Below are 16,493 nucleotides of genomic sequence, written 5' to 3'. Positions count from 1 at the left end.
GCATAAATGACTGCTATGCGGACAAAGCGGACGTCCACTGGGTTCGTTTGTGAAGGCCCAACAACGATGGTCGGCGTGTGTGATTCCTAAATTTGAAACAATCGTACTGCCAAATCAGAACCGAACGCTTAAGTTTGCACCAAGGCCATGTTCTTGGCCATTGGAGCGAACCGAATAGCCATATCCTGCCGTTAGTCTGGCTAGCTCTGATATTTGATAGCCCAGTCCTAGCCCAAGAACGAAGCCGTTTGCTCCTCGGTTTTGTCCGACTTGTGTAAATGTTCCGAATAAGGGGCTTGTAACTGTGATTTCGTGCTCACTGTCTTTGTTGGCAAAGAAGTCATACTCGTAACGAGCAAAGGCGATTGGGGTTAGCACACCATTCTCTGTCAAGAAGTCCCGTTGGTAGTCAACTCCAATGGAAGCGACCAGAGACTCCGCGTTCGCTTTCCCAATCGAGTAATTGAAATCACCACCGCCAGTCTCTGTGCCTGAACCTTGTTGGATACGCCCGTAGTTCAATCCAAAAACCGTAGAAACCCTTGCACCGTTGTCCATGTTAAACAGCTTCCGTGCCTGGACGCCGGCATGAATTCCCTCTTGGTCCAAATCCGATTTTGCCTCGCCTCCCGTAAAGCCATCAACAGAAGGGTTATTCCGTTTGGCGTCAGTTTCACCGAACATGTAACCGATCAGCCCGGAAAACTCCCACGTTCCTGTTGTTGTACGCCCATAGACGCCCACGTGATAGCTATCGGTCGAAAAGTCCTGATCGACTTGATCGTGCTCATCCATGGAGGATGTCCCAACACCTGCGTACACTCCGACCACACCTCTATCGGTACTTGCGACATCCGCTCCGACCAAAATAGTGCCGAGCGAATAGTCGAATGTCCCAAGGCCATTACTTCCATCAACGTCCCCGCTCAAATAGGCCGTGTCGATCCACCAACGCCGATCAGAGCAGTCTATTGCGCCGCTAGCGCTCTGGGCCGAGTCGATGTCGCCTGCTGCAACGGGTTGTTCCTCATTGCTGAAGCCGACCGCTTGATACTTGCGGCAGTCAGCGTGGCTCAGCACTGTGTTGGTTATCAGGTCAAGTTGCTCCAGCCCAACGGTCAAATTGGAGGAATAGGGTTCTGCGTGCACACGATTAAACCCAGCCAAACCTGAATTGGTGAGCGTGTTAACTGCGGTGCCCAAGGTTGAGCCGTTGGTCAGATTGGTTCCAGATGACGTGTTTGTGGTGTTGGCCACCGCACCAGCAAGGTTGCTTGCATTGGGAGATCCAACAACTGATGGATTTTGCGGTAAACTCGAGATGGGGAGGGTCGAAAACGCTATATCAATTCTACCGTCCGCGGTTGGCGTGTTTGAGATGCTCAGACTGGATAGAGCAGGCAGCGATCCCCCGGCGACAAGAGTTGGGGAGTTTCCATCAAAACTCGAGGCTTGAAATACCGTGTAGTCGTTGCCAGCAGCATAGTCCTGCGCAGTCAATCCGGGACGAGCGGCTTCGACTTGTATGGTAGCGCTGTTAATCCCTGTCACCGGCCCGCTGGATGACACCAAGTCAGCTTTCTGCCCGGCCGCCGGATCGACTTCACTTAAGAGCCTTGACCCAGCTTCAAAGGCGATTCCGCCACTATTGTTGAGTGTACCAATTGAAAAGCCCGGCGAAAGCACCCCGCCGTTCTTAACCGTGAAGTTGAAGGCGTTTACGGTTCCCGTTCCGGCCAGCGTGCCAAAATTTTCAAAGTTTACGGTGTTCAAACTGCTTGCCGCATCAAGCCGAACAGTCGTGCCTGCAGCTATCGCCATGTCACTGGTTGAAGAAATCGAACTGTTCGTCAGTGTGAAATCAGAAGCCTCAGCAACCCGAGTTTGGATATAGTACGCCCCGAAAACGACTTCAGTCGCCCCCATAACAGTCAGGTTGTCGTAGGTTAACGGTCGGTCTGACTGGAAGTAAACTTCAGTGGGGTCGATATTCGCGCCGTTGAAGGGAGCGAACGTCATTGATCTGCCGGAACCAATCGAAGTTCCAATGACGTTCACTCTCAGCTTCCCGTTGATGTTTGTTGCCAACGCTTCCCTAGATACAAAGTCTCCGCTGCCTGCGGCGACATCAACATTCAGAAGAGTTAACACTGAAGCATTACTTGGAACGGTATTTTGGCCGGGAACATACAACTCAATTTCACCTGAGGGCGCAATTGAGGAGTTTCCAATTGTAAGTCCTGTTATGGGTCCGTTTGGGATCGGCAGACACGTGCGTTCCGTCGTTGAAATTGTTTGATTAACGCGAGTGCTTTCAGATCCGGATGAATATTCTATCCGAGGAGAGCCCAATTCTACGCAACCCTGTGCGCTTTGGGCCTGTGCGTCGTCTACCACTAACACATAAGCCAAGACTCCCAGTGACAATTTAATAATAAATGCACGCTGAGCGTATAGTGCCGCAAGTGTCGGGCCCAGTGTTTCCATCAGCTTTCTCCTCTTACTTGATAAGCGAGAGTACACCCAATTGTGATATACGGTGAGTTTTGTGAAATGCTCAAAAAAGTCAAACGATTGACTGCTTTGGGCTCGGAACAGTCGTTCGCTGCGCAGTGCATCAGTGACTGCTGTGCGGACCAAGCCGCCCTCAGATGGTATCGCTTGCATGTCTGCGTTACATTGGAGCGGTCGTCGCCTAGAACAGCTTGCAATTCTATCGCGACGGAAACCCGAATAGTGGATGTCCATGTCCGACACAATCCTAGCTGCTGAACCAACTATCCGCATTATTGCCTTCCTATCCGTCCTGGCGGCGATGGCACTTTGGGAAGTGGCCGCACCCCGGCGAAGACGGGATATTCCGCGCGTTATCCGATGGACAAACAACCTTGCGCTCGTGGTGCTCGACACCGCCATCCTGCGGCTGACCTTTCCAATCCTCGCAGTTGGTTTCGCAGCCATGGCCGAGGATCGCGGATGGGGGCTCTTCAATAACATCGAGGCGCCGGTTTGGGTTGCCATCGTGGTCTCCATGCTGCTTCTGGATCTTGCAATCTATCTTCAGCATGTGATGTTCCACGCCGTACCGGGGCTTTGGCGTCTGCACCGGGTGCATCACGCCGACCAAGATTTTGACGCTACCACCGGCTTGCGTTTCCATCCGGTAGAAGTTCTCATCTCGATGGGGATCAAGCTAGCGGTCGTAGCAGCCTTAGGGCCGCCCGCTGTCGCCGTACTCCTTTTCGAGGTGATCCTGAACGCTACCGCGCTATTCAATCACGCAAACATTGATTTGCCGCGTCCTGTGGATCGAATTCTCAGATGGATCGTCGTCACTCCAGACATGCACCGAGTCCACCATTCAGTCGATCCAAGCGAGAACAACTCGAACTTTGGCTTTAATCTACCATGGTGGGACCGACTTCTAGGTACTTACGTTGCGCAACCCGAGAAGGGGCATAAGGGCATGGAAATTGGCATCAAGCAGTTTCGCACACGCCGAGACCTCTGGCTCGACCGAATGCTGATTCAGCCGTTAAGCGGCCCGACGAGCGGAGGTGCCCTCGACACCCCGAGCCAACATATGCGATCTTCATCTGTCTCGTCCGGGCAAACCAAGCTTGGCAATGACCAAATAGACCAATAGCGCTGAACCAAAGACTGCTTTGCCGCGCTTGAGTGTTATGCGCAAGGCTTTAAGCGTCGGCAGAAAAGTCCGCAAAGTGGACATACATCGCGATATTTCAAATGACCGCGTGGAGCCCATACCTGTGTAGTTTGCCCTCCGCAGCGAATGTCAGCTTGTCCCAGCTGTTCTATGCTCATGCGCTGCTTCCTCGTGCCGTTCCTCAAGAGCCTGACGAATGATCTGGTACGAAGATGACAAGAAGAGGCTTGCCATGATCGCAGCAACTATTAGGTCAGGCCAACCTGTTGCCGTGCCCCAGACGCCTAACGCGGCAATCATAACAGCTACGTTGCCGATGGCGTCGTTCCGCGAGCATAACCAGACTGATCGCACGTTGGCGTCTCCATCCTTGTAGCTAACAAGCAAGAATATGGCTCAAGTTCACTCGAGCGCTCGGCAATGGACCTCGCGATCAACGTCGTGGTGAGGTCCATAGCAACCTTCTAAGCCGTGGCCATGCCAATTGCCTTGATGGTGCCTGCCCATGCACCCTGACAATGCAATCACTATGACCAAGAATGCCGCTCTGCGCGGGTGCTTGATCCAACAGTTCTGTTCCATGTGCAAACCAACCTAGTAACAATCCGGCTACCTTTGCTTTGACGCAGGTCAACACCCCATTGCGGCAGCTTCCAAATAGCGGCAGTTAGTCTATCGTGAACAGCTCCTGTCTTTCAGCAACACCGCGCAATCTGTATTGCCCCAGGGAAACAAGGCTTGGAATGGAGCCCACCAAGTCGCCCGCCACCTTGTCGGAAACAACAATGTTCTGATCAAGCGCGCTGCACATGCCTAAAATGCGCGAAGTTGTATTTACCGCTGGGCCGACCACCGTGAAATCCAAGCGAGACCTACCGCCAATATTGCCGTAAAGAACATTGCCTGCGTGCAACGAAAGAGTGAAGCCGGTCGTTGGTAAACCGTCCGCTTGCCGTCGTTGGTTGAGTTCCTCAAAGGTATCTCGCAACTCCGCTGCCGCGTGAATTGCGACGCGGCGAGCGTCCGGAACTTGATTGATATCGAAGATGGCAAGCATACCGTCTCCCATGAATTTCAGAACGTTACCGCCATTGCGTTCGACTACGTCAACAGCTTCTGCGAAGTAATCGTTTAGCAATTCTATGATTGAATCTCCCGGAAGCGCTTCTGACAATTTGGTAAATCCTTGCAAATCAAAATACCAAATCACCGCCGAAATCGTTTCGGATGAACCTCGTGTGATGTCCCCAGAAAGAACGCGCCTGCTGGCGTCTTTGCCCAAATAAGCGGCGGTTATGTCTTCAGCCATCAGCCTGTTTGCCCCACATTTTAGCGTCAGGCAAAGCGGAGATATCAGTTGACGCAAACCGTCAAGTTGCTGGCTCGTGAAGCCCCCGCTCGCGTCGGTCGTCAATGAAATAATGGCACCTTCCTCGGCCTGCATTGGGTCAACAGGCATAGCGTTATCCTGTATAAGGAAGAACCGTTTAACAGCGAAGTAATCTGTGGCACCGCGCTCGCGAAGTTCATCAAAAATTGGAAAGCTAAGCTCTGGATCTTCGACTGTCAGATCTTGTCTGATCTCTTCAACGTTGTTTGCCAAAAGATAGTAAATCGGGCTTAGGATGTATTGTTCAGGCGCATCCGTTCTTCGGACAAAGTCCTCTCGCTCATTTCCCCCGTCCCTGTGCCAGCGGAAAGCGACTGTCCCAATCTCGGGATGATGAGCGCGCACAGTAATGTTTGCTCTCTGAAGCGGAATCCCTGCCGAAACAAGACGTTTGCAGAATGCTTCCAACCAGGTTTCAACCGGCGCATTCTCTAAACCTTGTTGAACCAGCCAATCGGCTAAGTCCTTTATGGCGGCTGTGAGTTCCCAGTCTTGGATTAATGGAGCTGCCATGATGACCTCACGATGAGATGTCTGAACAGTTTGTTACTAGTCTAATTCAGTTCAAGTACACATCAAATTCAATTCTACCACTGCGCTTGCAGCCCTAAGGCCGTTAACAGTCGACGACTTTTTGCGGGGTATCGATTGGGTGCTGGCGCGTGCGGCAGGAGACGTACGCGGCAGCTCAAAATGAGACACTCATTTAATAAGGGATATTGACGCGTCTTGCCTGAAGGACTATCTGCGCCAAACGTATGAGGCGGTACGCCTCACACAACGGAGATTTTATGAAAGAGACCCGGGCCTAACGCCCGTTCCTAGCGACCCAAATTCAGGAACATCAACATTGATCGGCATACTCAAGCGTGATGCTGAGTGTGGTGTTTGTTGTACTTTCGTAAAATCGAGACATCCCAATGAATATCTCAAAGCACGAGCAACGTGTTTTGCACGAACTCGCCCTTGGCGGGTCCATCCACTACGAACGCCTGGAAAACGGAAAAGTCCATGAAGTCACTTGTTATACGCGTGACGGTTATGTGCTGTCTGACTGCACTCTCAGTGTTTTCCAACGCTTGCTGAAAAAGCGCTTTATCCGTTCAAAAAACGGCAACCCCTATCGCGCCTCCGCTTTGGGGATCAATTCCGTGCGCGCCCAAATGAACCAAAGATAGGAAAGAACATGAACCAAGTAGACATTGATGCCATTGTTGACGTCCACCGGAAAGCCTTTGGAAAAGAAGAAGGCGACGACATCGCTCGGCTCGCCAAAGACTTCCTCGACCTCCCGGACACGATCTCTATCAGTTCCGAACGCGACGGAAAAATTGTAGGCAACGTGCTGTTCACACCGTTTGTTTTCTCGGACCACCCCAACACTAAATGCTACCTGCTGGCACCTTGCGGGGTGTTGCCAGCGTATCAGGGCCACGGCGTTGGGAAAGAGATCATGGAGGCGAGCATTGATTATCTCAGTTCCGTTGGGACGGATGCAGTGTTCGTGTTGGGCGTCCCGACATTTTATCCTCGGTATGGATTTGTACCGACGGACAAGCAGACGCCATATCCGGACCTGATGACGGCACCAGCGGCGTGGATGGCGCTTGAGTTGACGGAAGGATCAGTTGAGAAACTGAGCGGCAGAACTGTTGCGATCCCGCAGTTTATGCAACCGCATTGGTGGGACACCTCGCAACACGGGTGAAACGGAACGCGGTGCCGCTGAACTTGATCAGAAAACAGTGTTACTCGTCGTTGAACTAGGGCGTATTTGACATCCGGTCGCGCTCGAAAGCTGCTCGAAAGCTGCTCGCGAGCTTCTTTGTAGGCGCTTTGCGGCCAAATACGTCGATCCTGTGATCTTTGCCCATCGCTATCTCGATAGCATCAAGTAAGTCTTCATCGTCTGGGTGTAGCCCCTCATCACCTAACAACTCAGAAGCCAAATAGATAATGGCGGGCACAAACCTTCTATAGCGAGCCGAAGCATCGGGCATTCGGTAGCGCTTCTCGGATCGGCCGGTAAATGCAAAGCGCAGCAATATTGACAGCCACAATTGCTTTTGGGGCCGCGGCAGGTCCTCAAGTATTTCGATCAAATACTGAGATGTTGCGGATGAATAGTTAGAGCGCTCTCTGTGAATTCTCGAAAGAATGGCAATCCCGTCGAGCAAGTTGGCTTCGCCAAAGCTGAACTATATCGATCAATGTCCGCTGTGTGAGCTGCAAGCTCAGAATCTAGTTTTGGTGGTATGGGCCCTAGCTAGACTTTTCGAAGTCTGCTTTCTGCGCGTCGCAGACGTTCGCGAGAATCCAAGCAAAAAGGCAGCATGGAACCCAAGGTTCCTTAGGGAGGCCCTTTGCGGGATTGAGCAACGCAAAGGACCATAACCGCAACGACTACTCCAAAAACTGATTGAATTCACCGCTAGGGCAGACAATCGCTCAGCGCAAAACTATGGGAAAACTACGCAAACTTATGCGGTGCGCGAAGTGTTATGCGCAAACCTACAAAATTGTAGGTGCGCTCATAACGCTGCATTCCCAACATTGATTTCATTGAAGAAAATCTTGGAAGATTGCCCATAACTCTGCGCGGTATTTGCGCATAACTTTGCACGATTTGCCCATAAGTTTGCGTGCCACAGAGAACCCATCGAACAAACCAGCTCCTATGGCTTATCTGCAATTCTCAAATGCGACTTATTCCCAATCGCCAGCAGACGAGCGCCACGTCTTAGCGTCCGCATCCCAAACACTGGCGGTGACGCAAGGCGTTGGGTTTATTCCGTCGCAATTGGATCCATGAATATCCGCAACAACAACGCGTTGACGCCCAAAATCAACAACCGTCCAGCCCTAGTTGAGCAAGGATTGAACCTCCTCTTCAATCAAGAAGTGCGACATGCATCCGCCAGTTCCGCAGTAAAGAGATGCGGCGCTCGAACACGCAAAACCAGACTCATTCAAAACCCAGTCGCGTTGTAGATCTCCGTCGAGATCGACCCTTTCAACCGCGCCCCAATCTAAGTCAAACTGACCGTTGTTGAACTCCGCGCATACCTGCGCCGCCAGATCAACCTTTGCTCGCAAACCGGTTGGAAGTTGCGAAACGTCAGCCGCGACAACTGGTGAGGTCCAAACCAGGCCCGAACCAAGCAGGATCGCAGATACCAAACGTTTCAAGTAGCTTGCCAATTGGGAAGCCGGTTGGAAGGTGGCTTCAGTTGCATTGTTCATACCTGTAGTCCCCGTATTCCAGCCAGTTTGCCGAGCCTTCGTTAAAAATCAGAAATTCAGACCTGTCTTCACCAAGAAGGGCGACGACAAATCCGGCCGGTGGCTCAGAGTTTCCGAAGTAGCTGTAGGCTGTCATGGCTCTGATCGACTCGCCGTTAACCGCTACTCGCGCGTCCCACTCCCCCTCTGGATTGTCCAAAATTACGGGTTCGATCACGCGCTCTATCGCTCCTCCACCACAATAGACGATGCCTTCAGGCGCTTCGTAGGAGGTCTCTTGGCTAACTTCTGAATCGCACGCAGAACGAAGGGACCGAATTGCTGCGCTGGAACCTTTCAAGTCAAAAATTCCGTAGCTGACATCTTGATCAATCATCGACAGATTAACCGATGCATTGGCCGCAAGCTGGTCCAGAACAAAACCATAGTCCGGCTGACTATTGAAACTGACCTCGACGGGATAGTTGTCGACGATCTGCACGGCAGCGTTTTCTGCGCCAACCTGAAATGCTCCAACTTCGGTGGTGCCGTTCTTCAAGAAACGAATGGAAAGCCCCTGCTTGTCCGCAATGTCCTGGCTGTCCTCGAATCCAGCCGGAGCAAAGCGAATACGGTCACACTGAAGTTCCAGCGTCATGTTTCCTGTCTGAATAAACGCATTGGGGTTGGGCCCGGAGCTGAACGACCACTCCGCTGATGCTGTGGTCGCCACTGCCATCAGTAGCATTCCAATGGAAATGGTTTTGCAGCTCATTTTTTTCTCTCCATTGAGTTACGGTTCGCACTGTCGTTCAGCAGAAGTTCCAGCCAATTGCCCGGACAGCCAGATCAGGAAACAGGTTCGCCGTATTCGTTTGCGCCTTCTTGGGAAGGTCGTGTCAGCCACCAGATCATCAGAATGGACAGAACCAATTGAAGGATTGAGACAACAACGATACCGGTCACACCCAGGACGGCCGCGGGTCCCCTTAATGCATCGGGGTTTTCGGTCCCTTGCTCCAATACCGAAAAGAACGCCACCCCACCCAGCATAACAAATAGCGTTGTAATGCTGAGCGCCATCGGCAGCAGCAAATACCAGCCAGGTCGTCCTGTATCATGCAGCCTTCGCCAACCGGCGGCCAGCATAGGTATGAGAACAGCCAGCTGGAAAACAGAGGACAGGACCCGAGATCCTTGCCCAGTTTCTGGGTTGGTCCCGAATATGATCGTATCCAGCACAGCTAAACCAGCACTCACGAGAACCACAAACAAGAAGAACCACCAGTATTCTGAGCGTATAGCCCGATCGGAGAACTGGAAGTATTTCGAGAAACACGTCTTAACGGCTTCACCAAATCCCATCTTTCAATCCCTTCATTGTTTCTGTGCGGCCTCAAATCGCTTCGCCGCTCAGGGGAACACACTCGCAGCTCCCACTTACTTTTTTGTTTGAACGCAGAGGCCTATCGTACGAGAGCGTAGAGAAATTTACGCGCGGAAAAAATATTGATTTTTTAAAAATTAGATTCAAACATGCGAATTCGACACAACTTTATTTTACCTCCGTTGTTGTCGTTGCTGCTCGCTGTGCCGAGCCCTTCCGACTGCTGGAGTGAGTGCTGGCGGTCGGAAGGCACTTTACAATGATTGAGCGCTGGGAGGACGCGATGCTCAGACTTAACGTACTCGCCCTCTTTCCAGAGTTTGCTCTAGCATTTGCTAGTGACTTCATTCGGCCTTCACACGTTAACGTCGGCCCCGATAGTCAACGAAATATCGTCCCGCCGACCAAGCCCACCGCGGCAAGTTTTGGGAAAGGTAGTCACAGGATCAAGGTATGTTCAATTGGCTGCACAGACGCGAGAGCTTCAAACAAGCGCATCCAATTTCACTAATTTCAAGGGAACCAGAGGGAGAAGAAGATGACCAACAAGATTGTGATGATTGCGGGCGCGACATGTTTCGCACTGCTTGCGGCCTGCGACGATACGAGTACATCAAGTGCGTCCGCCGAACTCACGCCGGCTCAGCAGGCGTGTTTGCGAGATGTAGCCAACACGACGAACAATTCGCAAGTCGTGGTGCTCTCATCCGCGTTTAGCGAGGCGGGAACACAGGTCACAGTCGGCGTAGGCGAGGATCGTGCTCCTTGGAATTGCATTGCTTACAGTGATGGCGCAACGGCTGGAATCGAGTTCCTGGGCGACGAAGGCGCATTGTGACCTGTCTGCTGCGTAGCTGAAATCGGCTGCGCAGCACAGGCTTGGTCTTCTGAGGCTCGACTTGGTTTGTAGAACCACCATCATCGTATTCTCGGTCCTGTACCTGTTGGCGTTGGTTGCATTCTTGACGGGCACATTTGGCTGGTTGGGACAGGAGCGAGACCCTTTGTCCGGAGCGTTCCTACTGCCGTTGGGACTACCTTGGATACTTGTAGCGGACTTAGTTTCGGAGTCCGCCAAGCCATGGTTCGCGGCGATTGCACCGGTGCTCAACATTTTGGCGCTGGTTTTCATTTGCAGGTGGGCTCGCAGTTTACACCAGAAATGAAGGCGGACTTCTGTCTCACCAAAAGGGAGGAAAGCATGGGAAAAGTGATCTTGGGAATTGTGATCGGGCTCGTCCTCGGCGTGGTTGGGGCTATGACCTTGGGTGGCGGGGCCGCGGTGGGTGTCGGCGTTGCGACAGGCTTGTCCGCCGGTGTCTGCACCACATTGAAAGGAGCACAAGCCGAGAACCTGATCACCGCCGAGCAAGCGGATCAGATCCTCAACCGCGTAAATTCCGAAATGGCGTCACTGCAAGGAATGGAAACGACGGGCGAGATCGTCGGCAGCGCACAGGCATGCGATGAATTTCTGTCAAAGTTAAGAGACGCGAAGTGAGGTTCCGCTTTGCACGGAACAAAACAGTAAGGACAAGCCAACAGGGAACCATCTGATGAAACTCGTTTTACTCAAGCTCCTCGCACCCATGTTCGCAATCGCGGGCACAGCTGCTTTTGCAATGTCAGAAGCCGACGACGCGTGTATCGACCATTTGCGGCAGGTTGGTGGACCAGACGGTCAATCAGGTACAATTGAAAGCTCTCAGTTCTCGGAAGCTGGTACGCTCGTCATGCTGCGAGACGCAGGTGGAACACTTTGGCGCTGCATCGCGTACAAGGATGGAAGCATCGGCGAGATGTCGGTTGTCGAAGCGATGGATGATGGCGGTGGAGCAATGGCAGGCGCCGCCGGTTCTACCGGTAGCCAACGTGTCAAATTCGATGCTGGCTCCACCGGCGCAGAACTCGTTGGTGAACTCGCGCCCGGCGCCTCTCAGCAATATGTTCTGGGTGCCAAAAACGAACAGTTCCTCTACGTCCGCGTTGCTCCGCGAAATGGCTCCTTGGACTACGTTATTCGTAACCCCGATGGTTCTGAACTGTTGGGATTGATGTCGGCGGACAAGGAGTATCGAGGACAGCTTTGGCAATCTGGTGATCATGTTGTGGAGGTTATCAATCGCAGCAACTCTTCCGTCAGCTACAACGTAATTTTCGGAATTGAATAGGTGATCGACTAGAAACCCCGAAACGTAACCCCCAAAATGCTAGGAAAAACAGATGAAATCCAAAGTACTATTGGTGATAGGCACGATGTGCATTTCTGCGCTTGCAGCATGCGATGAGAGCAGCGGTTCGGTGGATGCAAGTGCACCTACTGTGGGCAGCTCTAGCGATCTTTCTTCATTTGAAGGGGCAAGAGCGGGCCAAGCTGAAATGGGCATTCAAAGTCTCGGGTTTGAACTCATCCGAAGCGAAGGTCTGACCTCGTACTGGTTTAACAAGGATACTGGTGCATGTGCTCGGATCACGACATCCGAGGGAAGGTACTCAGATGTAGCAATGCTGCCATCAAGTGACTGCTGACAAAATTCCATCAATCCCAAATCTGAAAGAAGGAGCTCACACTTGCATTTCGACCTGGCACATGCGGCGGTCATCATCGCCGCTCTAGTTATCACAAACATGGCATTGAAATCGGCGGGGGTGATCAATGAAGAAAACAAGCAACAATGGAACTGGAAAGTTGTTCTAGCCTACTTCGTAGTCGTTGTTATCATCAATCTGGTGTGGCCCATCTAAAGTTTCACAGCGGAAAGCTAATCGCCCACTTGAAATGGTTATCGTGAACTAGCCCTTCCGAGAGATTATCAGGTCGGAAGAGTGTAACCATCAAGTGCTCAAGAATAGGAAGGAGCTGGCATGCGGTTTTTGATGTCCCTCATATTCATTGGTGTTCTCGCAACCGCTGCCAATTCTGACGTGACCAGTCGAAACGGTGGCCCAAGCGACAGTCAATTGCTTTCAAAGGGTAGCAACGGCGGTGTTGATGGTGTCGCTTTTTTTCGCCCGGTCTTAAGCGGTGTCCTGTATCGATCCGGTTTCAAGGGCGGCGACAAGGATCGAACGGGCCTAAGTGAGGGTCAACGCGAAACTCTGTGCGGTGAAGGGTTTTCAACCGGGTTTTATGCCGACTTTGGCAAAAACACTGAATACGGTCGCACCAGTTGTGGAAACGGATCCTTTGACTATCAAAGCGCCAGATCCTCCCGACCCGGTGCTGTCATGGCGTCCATACACGAGGTGATTGAAAACCCTGGAAAGGGCCCTGTTCTGGTGCACTGTATGTGGGGGGTTCATTCCTCAGGTGCATTGTCGGCGATGGCGCTCGTTCAGTTTTGCGGTTGGACAGAAGAAAGGGCCAAGGAATATTGGAATGATGCCCGAAACGGGGCCCCATGTTCAGGCGGGTGCGACCAGTGGATCGACTCAAAATTCTCCAACTTTAGTGTCGACCCCAAGTTGAAAATCTCCACCGAACAACAGGCAGCGATTTGCCCTAAATGATACCGGGAGGACTATCCAAATGAAGTTCAATCTTCTGGGGTCACTTGCTCTCATTGCACCCACTGTCTTGTGGGCGAACGACGATGTTCTAGGTGAAGCCACGACATTTGATAGTCCCAATGGTGTTACGGAACGCTGTATTCGGATCGAAAAAGTTCCAACGGGCGAGTACAGGAACAGCGATCTTGAAGAAGAAACTGCCTATTGCGAGATCGATTTCTATGCCTCCGAAATTGCTATTTGCCCGAAAACCTGGAGCACCAGCCCAGGAATGGCCGTCTACGATATTTCGGAAGGACCTTACGTGGGGAACCGTTCTGAATTCGAGAGAAACGCTTGCAAGGAGGGAAAGGCGGCAAAAGATCTGGCCAAGGACAGGGTGGCTAAATTCAAGTCCACCATGAACCAAAAAGGCACCAGTGGCACGTTTTCCACGTCTTCACTGCTTTACTATCATTTCTCCAGATATTTCGACGCGACTGTCAAAGTTCCAGTAGCCGTTTGGCGTAGCATGGACGCCCAGGCGCATTTCTCCGAGGTCGCCGAGCCTGGCCTTGCGATTTCCGGTGGTTCTCATGGCGGGCGCATGAACCACGAAGGCTGGCGGGTCTTCGCAGCTGCGGATACCGACCCGAACTCATACCAACCGACAGATGATCTATTCACATCGGATCGCACGCAAATATACGGTGTGCTGCTTGATAGCCCTGGCCATCGATACGGCTCGGAAATCAACGGCACCCGTAAATCCGGTTGGGGGAAAGGTCAGAACCGCGATTTTCAGGAAACGCCCGCTTTCTTGGCTTTGCGTTCTTCAAAACCATTGTCAGAGGCAATCGCAGAGGGCGTCAGAGAAGGACGAAAAGACCGGATGATCAACAAGGATCTCGGCCCCGATGTCAGTGACCAACAGATGGCATTTTGGATGCAAGAACTCACCGAGATTGTTCTACTCGACTTCATCTTTAGCCAGCAGGACCGCGTAGGAAACATAGACTTCACACCTTATTGGTATTGGGTCGAAGACGGAGGCCTGAAGCATAGGAAGGCCAAGCACCATGAGCCAAACGATGGAGATGTTCCCGCCGACGCATTATTGATCCGTCGCAGCAATCTAAACGACAACGATGCTGGTGGGCGGGTAGAGTATGCCAATTTCGCAAAATCTACTCAAATGCTAGAGAAAATGCGGCACTTCTCTCCAAGTACGTATCGGCGCTTGGTTGCATTGAATAATGACCTTCAATCGCAAGGCCCGGTTTATGAATGGTTGTCGCAGAGCCTTGGGTTGTCAGATAGGCAGATTGCACAAGTTGTAAAAAACACCGCGCTGGCAACATCCATCCTCCAGGACAATTGTTCTAATGGTGATTTGATGTTCGACTTGGATCCTGTCGCACTCTTTTTGAGAGGCGACACAGAAGTAAAGGCGGTGAACTGTAGTGACCCGTAAGCTTTCTACGCTCTTTGCGGCATTCATTTGGACCGCGCTGCTCGCCTGCAAAGCCGTGGCTTTGGATGTCATCGTAATATCGGATCTGAACGGAAGCTATGGCTCGGTAAAATACGATGCGCGCGTCGACAAGGCGATTAAGCGGATAGTCGAGATTGATCCAGATCTGGTTATTTCGACCGGAGATATGGTCGCGGGACAGCGCATTCCCAACTTGTCCGACAAACAGGTCAGGGAGATGTGGAAGGCGTTTCACGAGGCCGTATCAGATCCTTTAGAGGCTGCCGGCATTCCATTTGCGGTCACGCCAGGAAACCATGATGCCTCTGCTTACCGTGGGTTCGAGCGTGAAAGAAAAATATACGCAGAGGAATGGGCTCCGAGAAAACCAGACGTTGATTTCCTAGTTTCAGATGACTACCCGTTCTTCTACGCGTTTGAGATGCAGGGCATTGTGTTTGCGTCTCTGGATGCAACGACCCTTGGTCCGCTATCCGGTGACCAGCAGGACCGGCTACAGGAATTGGGTGCAGACGGGGACCCGATTGTCACTTTCAGTCACCTCCCACTTTGGCCGTTCGCGATCCAGCGCGAACGCGAAATCATCGGTGACCCTACACTTGAAAAAATCTATCTGGAAAGCGGTGTTGTTTTGCATCTGTCAGGCCACCATCATGCCTTCTACCCCGGTTGGAAAGACGGTGTGGCTTATGTCTCTCAAGCTTGTTTGGGAGGTGGTCCGCGGCGGCTTATTGGCGATAGCGCCAGATCACCTCACAGCTTCACTCATGTTACGTTCCAGCCGAACGGAGAGTTTGGGATAGCAGTATATCGAGGCCCTGACTTCGAAAGGTCGGTAAACTTCAAGTCGCTCCCGAAAGAGATCAGATCCCCGAATGCGGTGTTGAAACGCTTAGACCTTGTGAAATGACTAGAGGTTGAGTTTCAGCTCAACTTTATCAGGGACCAGATCGTTTATCATCTCTTCTATCCGGGCTTCTGAAAGCCCTCCCGAGGTGATGAAAAGCAATGAGACGCGAGACTTTCCGGGGACGTGGTGTTTTCTGACCAGCTTCCAGCCAGCGTCTGCGGCCATAGCTTCAATGGCACCGCTGACGTTCAATGAGTGTTCTTCGTCTGAAGCTTTGAGCGAAATTTCCACACCCTTGTTTCGTCCACCGAGCCAAATGAAACACCAACATACAACCGCCACCAGTGTGGCCATCAGCGGCAAGCCCAAACCGACCGCAAGACCAAGAACAGTCACGATTATCATTTCGACAGTGTCCACCGGATCATCGAGATTGGAGCGGAACCTGAGCAACGCTCCGATTCCAAATATGACAAAACCGATCATTGACCCGTGCTGAACCACCAGAAAACCAACCGCCATGCCGATAAGCGCATACAGGAAGAAAAGCCTTGGCATAACTATGTCGCGGACGCTTCTACGGGCTTTACGTCTCACCGGATGATAGACGATCAAGCCAGCCAGAATGATCGTGACGATCACATCGAGAGTAAAGAAATACAGTTCCTGTTTGCCACGAAACTGCGTCCACCGGCGTTCGATAACGATTTCTGACCCCGAAGCCCCGGCCAGCATCGTCGCAGGGTCGACTTGTGACACCGCAGCACCTGGCAACAGCAGCATCAACAACACGGTCACAAGTGTGAGGGTCGTATTCAACTTGTCTTCCTTCCTGCTCAAGCCAAAGGCTTAAGCTTAACAAAAGCACATCGTGCCCTATTCAATTCAATCGCAACAGGCGGGATCAGGTAAAGAGATTACAGTGCATTCTTCGGACATCGTATCCGGACTGTGATACGAACGCTGATACAGGGATGTGGTCCAAGCGCGAGA

At 52.0% G+C, this 16,493-nt stretch carries 17 protein-coding genes and 1 pseudogene; 10 read left to right on the top strand and 8 right to left on the bottom strand.

The window, feature by feature from the left end:
* Positions 1–114: 114 nt before the first annotated feature.
* Complete coding sequence (locus AC2FIB_RS18865; protein ID WP_496737088.1) at positions 115–2,487, bottom strand: autotransporter family protein; 2,373 nt, start codon at positions 2,485–2,487, stop codon at positions 115–117.
* Between the two features lie 259 nt (positions 2,488–2,746).
* Here AC2FIB_RS18865 and AC2FIB_RS18860 point away from each other — a divergent pair, with 259 nt between their 5' ends.
* The gene (locus AC2FIB_RS18860) at positions 2,747–3,646 is read left to right on the top strand and encodes a sterol desaturase family protein (protein WP_496737089.1); all 900 of its coding nucleotides are present in this window, start codon (positions 2,747–2,749) and stop codon (positions 3,644–3,646) included.
* Positions 3,647–3,796: 150 nt separating this feature from the next.
* On the opposite strand, the pseudogene AC2FIB_RS18855 reads toward AC2FIB_RS18860, so the two are convergent.
* Both AC2FIB_RS18855 and AC2FIB_RS18850 read right to left on the bottom strand, forming a co-directional pair.
* Positions 3,797–4,054, bottom strand: a pseudogene (locus tag AC2FIB_RS18855) (cation efflux transmembrane domain-containing protein); the annotation flags it as partial.
* A gap of 280 nt (positions 4,055–4,334) precedes the next feature.
* Positions 4,335–5,570 carry an adenylate/guanylate cyclase domain-containing protein gene (locus AC2FIB_RS18850; RefSeq protein WP_496727492.1) on the bottom strand — a complete coding sequence of 412 codons (1,236 nt, stop codon included), beginning with the start codon at positions 5,568–5,570 and terminating at the stop codon, positions 4,335–4,337.
* A 407-nt stretch (positions 5,571–5,977) separates the two neighbouring features.
* Here AC2FIB_RS18850 and AC2FIB_RS18845 point away from each other — a divergent pair, with 407 nt between their 5' ends.
* Positions 5,978–6,235 carry a YjhX family toxin gene (locus AC2FIB_RS18845; RefSeq protein ID WP_496727493.1) on the top strand — a complete coding sequence of 86 codons (258 nt, stop codon included), beginning with the start codon at positions 5,978–5,980 and terminating at the stop codon, positions 6,233–6,235.
* Positions 6,236–6,243: 8 nt separating this feature from the next.
* A complete protein-coding gene (locus tag AC2FIB_RS18840) occupies positions 6,244–6,765 on the top strand; it encodes a GNAT family N-acetyltransferase (RefSeq protein ID WP_496727494.1) in 522 nt (173 codons plus the stop codon).
* Between the two features lie 55 nt (positions 6,766–6,820).
* On the opposite strand, the gene AC2FIB_RS18835 is transcribed toward AC2FIB_RS18840, so the two are convergent.
* From AC2FIB_RS18835 to AC2FIB_RS18820, 4 genes are all read right to left on the bottom strand, one after another.
* Positions 6,821–7,234: a hypothetical protein gene (locus tag AC2FIB_RS18835; protein WP_496842601.1), complete on the bottom strand. Its 414-nt coding sequence runs from the start codon at positions 7,232–7,234 to the stop codon at positions 6,821–6,823.
* A gap of 685 nt (positions 7,235–7,919) precedes the next feature.
* Complete coding sequence (locus AC2FIB_RS18830) at positions 7,920–8,300, bottom strand: hypothetical protein (protein WP_496842600.1); 381 nt, start codon at positions 8,298–8,300, stop codon at positions 7,920–7,922.
* Positions 8,284–9,054 (bottom strand): hypothetical protein, encoded by a 771-nt coding sequence (locus AC2FIB_RS18825; RefSeq protein ID WP_170756243.1) that lies wholly within the window; start codon positions 9,052–9,054, stop codon positions 8,284–8,286. Before AC2FIB_RS18825 ends, AC2FIB_RS18830 begins: the two co-directional genes overlap by 17 nt.
* A 74-nt stretch (positions 9,055–9,128) precedes the next feature.
* Positions 9,129–9,644 carry a DUF805 domain-containing protein gene (locus AC2FIB_RS18820; protein ID WP_496737093.1) on the bottom strand — a complete coding sequence of 172 codons (516 nt, stop codon included), beginning with the start codon at positions 9,642–9,644 and terminating at the stop codon, positions 9,129–9,131.
* 560 nt (positions 9,645–10,204) lie between these two features.
* Here AC2FIB_RS18820 and AC2FIB_RS18815 point away from each other — a divergent pair.
* The 7 genes from AC2FIB_RS18815 to AC2FIB_RS18785 all read left to right on the top strand — a co-directional run bounded on the left by AC2FIB_RS18815 (position 10,205) and on the right by AC2FIB_RS18785 (position 15,560).
* Entirely contained in the window at positions 10,205–10,504 is a 300-nt protein-coding gene (locus tag AC2FIB_RS18815) for a hypothetical protein (protein ID WP_480433223.1), read from the top strand.
* Positions 10,505–10,747: 243 nt separating this feature from the next.
* The gene (locus AC2FIB_RS18810; RefSeq protein ID WP_170334806.1) at positions 10,748–11,167 is read left to right on the top strand and encodes a hypothetical protein; all 420 of its coding nucleotides are present in this window, start codon (positions 10,748–10,750) and stop codon (positions 11,165–11,167) included.
* A 55-nt stretch (positions 11,168–11,222) separates the two neighbouring features.
* Entirely contained in the window at positions 11,223–11,837 is a 615-nt protein-coding gene (locus AC2FIB_RS18805) for a hypothetical protein (RefSeq protein ID WP_170575347.1), read from the top strand.
* A gap of 52 nt (positions 11,838–11,889) precedes the next feature.
* Positions 11,890–12,195 (top strand): hypothetical protein, encoded by a 306-nt coding sequence (locus AC2FIB_RS18800; RefSeq protein ID WP_170334802.1) that lies wholly within the window; start codon positions 11,890–11,892, stop codon positions 12,193–12,195.
* 42 nt (positions 12,196–12,237) lie between these two features.
* Positions 12,238–12,411, top strand: coding sequence for a hypothetical protein (locus tag AC2FIB_RS18795; protein WP_480691601.1), 174 nt, complete (start codon positions 12,238–12,240; stop codon positions 12,409–12,411).
* Between the two features lie 784 nt (positions 12,412–13,195).
* Entirely contained in the window at positions 13,196–14,629 is a 1,434-nt protein-coding gene (locus AC2FIB_RS18790; RefSeq protein WP_480691599.1) for a hypothetical protein, read from the top strand.
* Positions 14,619–15,560 carry a metallophosphoesterase family protein gene (locus AC2FIB_RS18785; RefSeq protein ID WP_480793710.1) on the top strand — a complete coding sequence of 314 codons (942 nt, stop codon included), beginning with the start codon at positions 14,619–14,621 and terminating at the stop codon, positions 15,558–15,560. The genes AC2FIB_RS18790 and AC2FIB_RS18785 overlap by 11 nt, the downstream gene beginning before the upstream one ends.
* Here AC2FIB_RS18785 and AC2FIB_RS18780 read toward each other — a convergent pair whose 3' ends face one another.
* The gene (locus tag AC2FIB_RS18780) at positions 15,561–16,319 is read right to left on the bottom strand and encodes a DUF4956 domain-containing protein (protein WP_170520100.1); all 759 of its coding nucleotides are present in this window, start codon (positions 16,317–16,319) and stop codon (positions 15,561–15,563) included. It lies immediately after the preceding gene.
* Positions 16,320–16,493: the final 174 nt, after the last annotated feature.

The sequence above is a fragment of the Ruegeria sp. YTSA072 genome (genome assembly GCF_059610285.1).
This window is presented reverse-complemented; position numbering and strand designations above follow the sequence as displayed.

Excerpts from the sequence above, each read along its gene's own strand:
- AC2FIB_RS18800 (WP_170334802.1), top strand. The coding sequence starts at position 11,890 with ATGAAATCCAAAGTACTATTGGTGATAGGCACGATGTGCATTTCTGCG.
- AC2FIB_RS18850 (WP_496727492.1), bottom strand. The coding sequence starts at position 5,570 with ATGGCAGCTCCATTAATCCAAGACTGGGAACTCACAGCCGCCATAAAG.
- AC2FIB_RS18790 (WP_480691599.1), top strand. The coding sequence starts at position 13,196 with ATGAAGTTCAATCTTCTGGGGTCACTTGCTCTCATTGCACCCACTGTC.
- AC2FIB_RS18815 (WP_480433223.1), top strand. The coding sequence starts at position 10,205 with ATGACCAACAAGATTGTGATGATTGCGGGCGCGACATGTTTCGCACTG.
- AC2FIB_RS18845 (WP_496727493.1), top strand. The coding sequence starts at position 5,978 with ATGAATATCTCAAAGCACGAGCAACGTGTTTTGCACGAACTCGCCCTT.
- AC2FIB_RS18840 (WP_496727494.1), top strand. The coding sequence starts at position 6,244 with ATGAACCAAGTAGACATTGATGCCATTGTTGACGTCCACCGGAAAGCC.
- AC2FIB_RS18810 (WP_170334806.1), top strand. The coding sequence starts at position 10,748 with ATGGTTCGCGGCGATTGCACCGGTGCTCAACATTTTGGCGCTGGTTTT.
- AC2FIB_RS18820 (WP_496737093.1), bottom strand. The coding sequence starts at position 9,644 with ATGGGATTTGGTGAAGCCGTTAAGACGTGTTTCTCGAAATACTTCCAG.
- AC2FIB_RS18860 (WP_496737089.1), top strand. The coding sequence starts at position 2,747 with ATGTCCGACACAATCCTAGCTGCTGAACCAACTATCCGCATTATTGCC.
- AC2FIB_RS18825 (WP_170756243.1), bottom strand. The coding sequence starts at position 9,054 with ATGAGCTGCAAAACCATTTCCATTGGAATGCTACTGATGGCAGTGGCG.
- AC2FIB_RS18805 (WP_170575347.1), top strand. The coding sequence starts at position 11,223 with ATGAAACTCGTTTTACTCAAGCTCCTCGCACCCATGTTCGCAATCGCG.
- AC2FIB_RS18830 (WP_496842600.1), bottom strand. The coding sequence starts at position 8,300 with ATGAACAATGCAACTGAAGCCACCTTCCAACCGGCTTCCCAATTGGCA.
- AC2FIB_RS18865 (WP_496737088.1), bottom strand. The coding sequence starts at position 2,487 with ATGGAAACACTGGGCCCGACACTTGCGGCACTATACGCTCAGCGTGCA.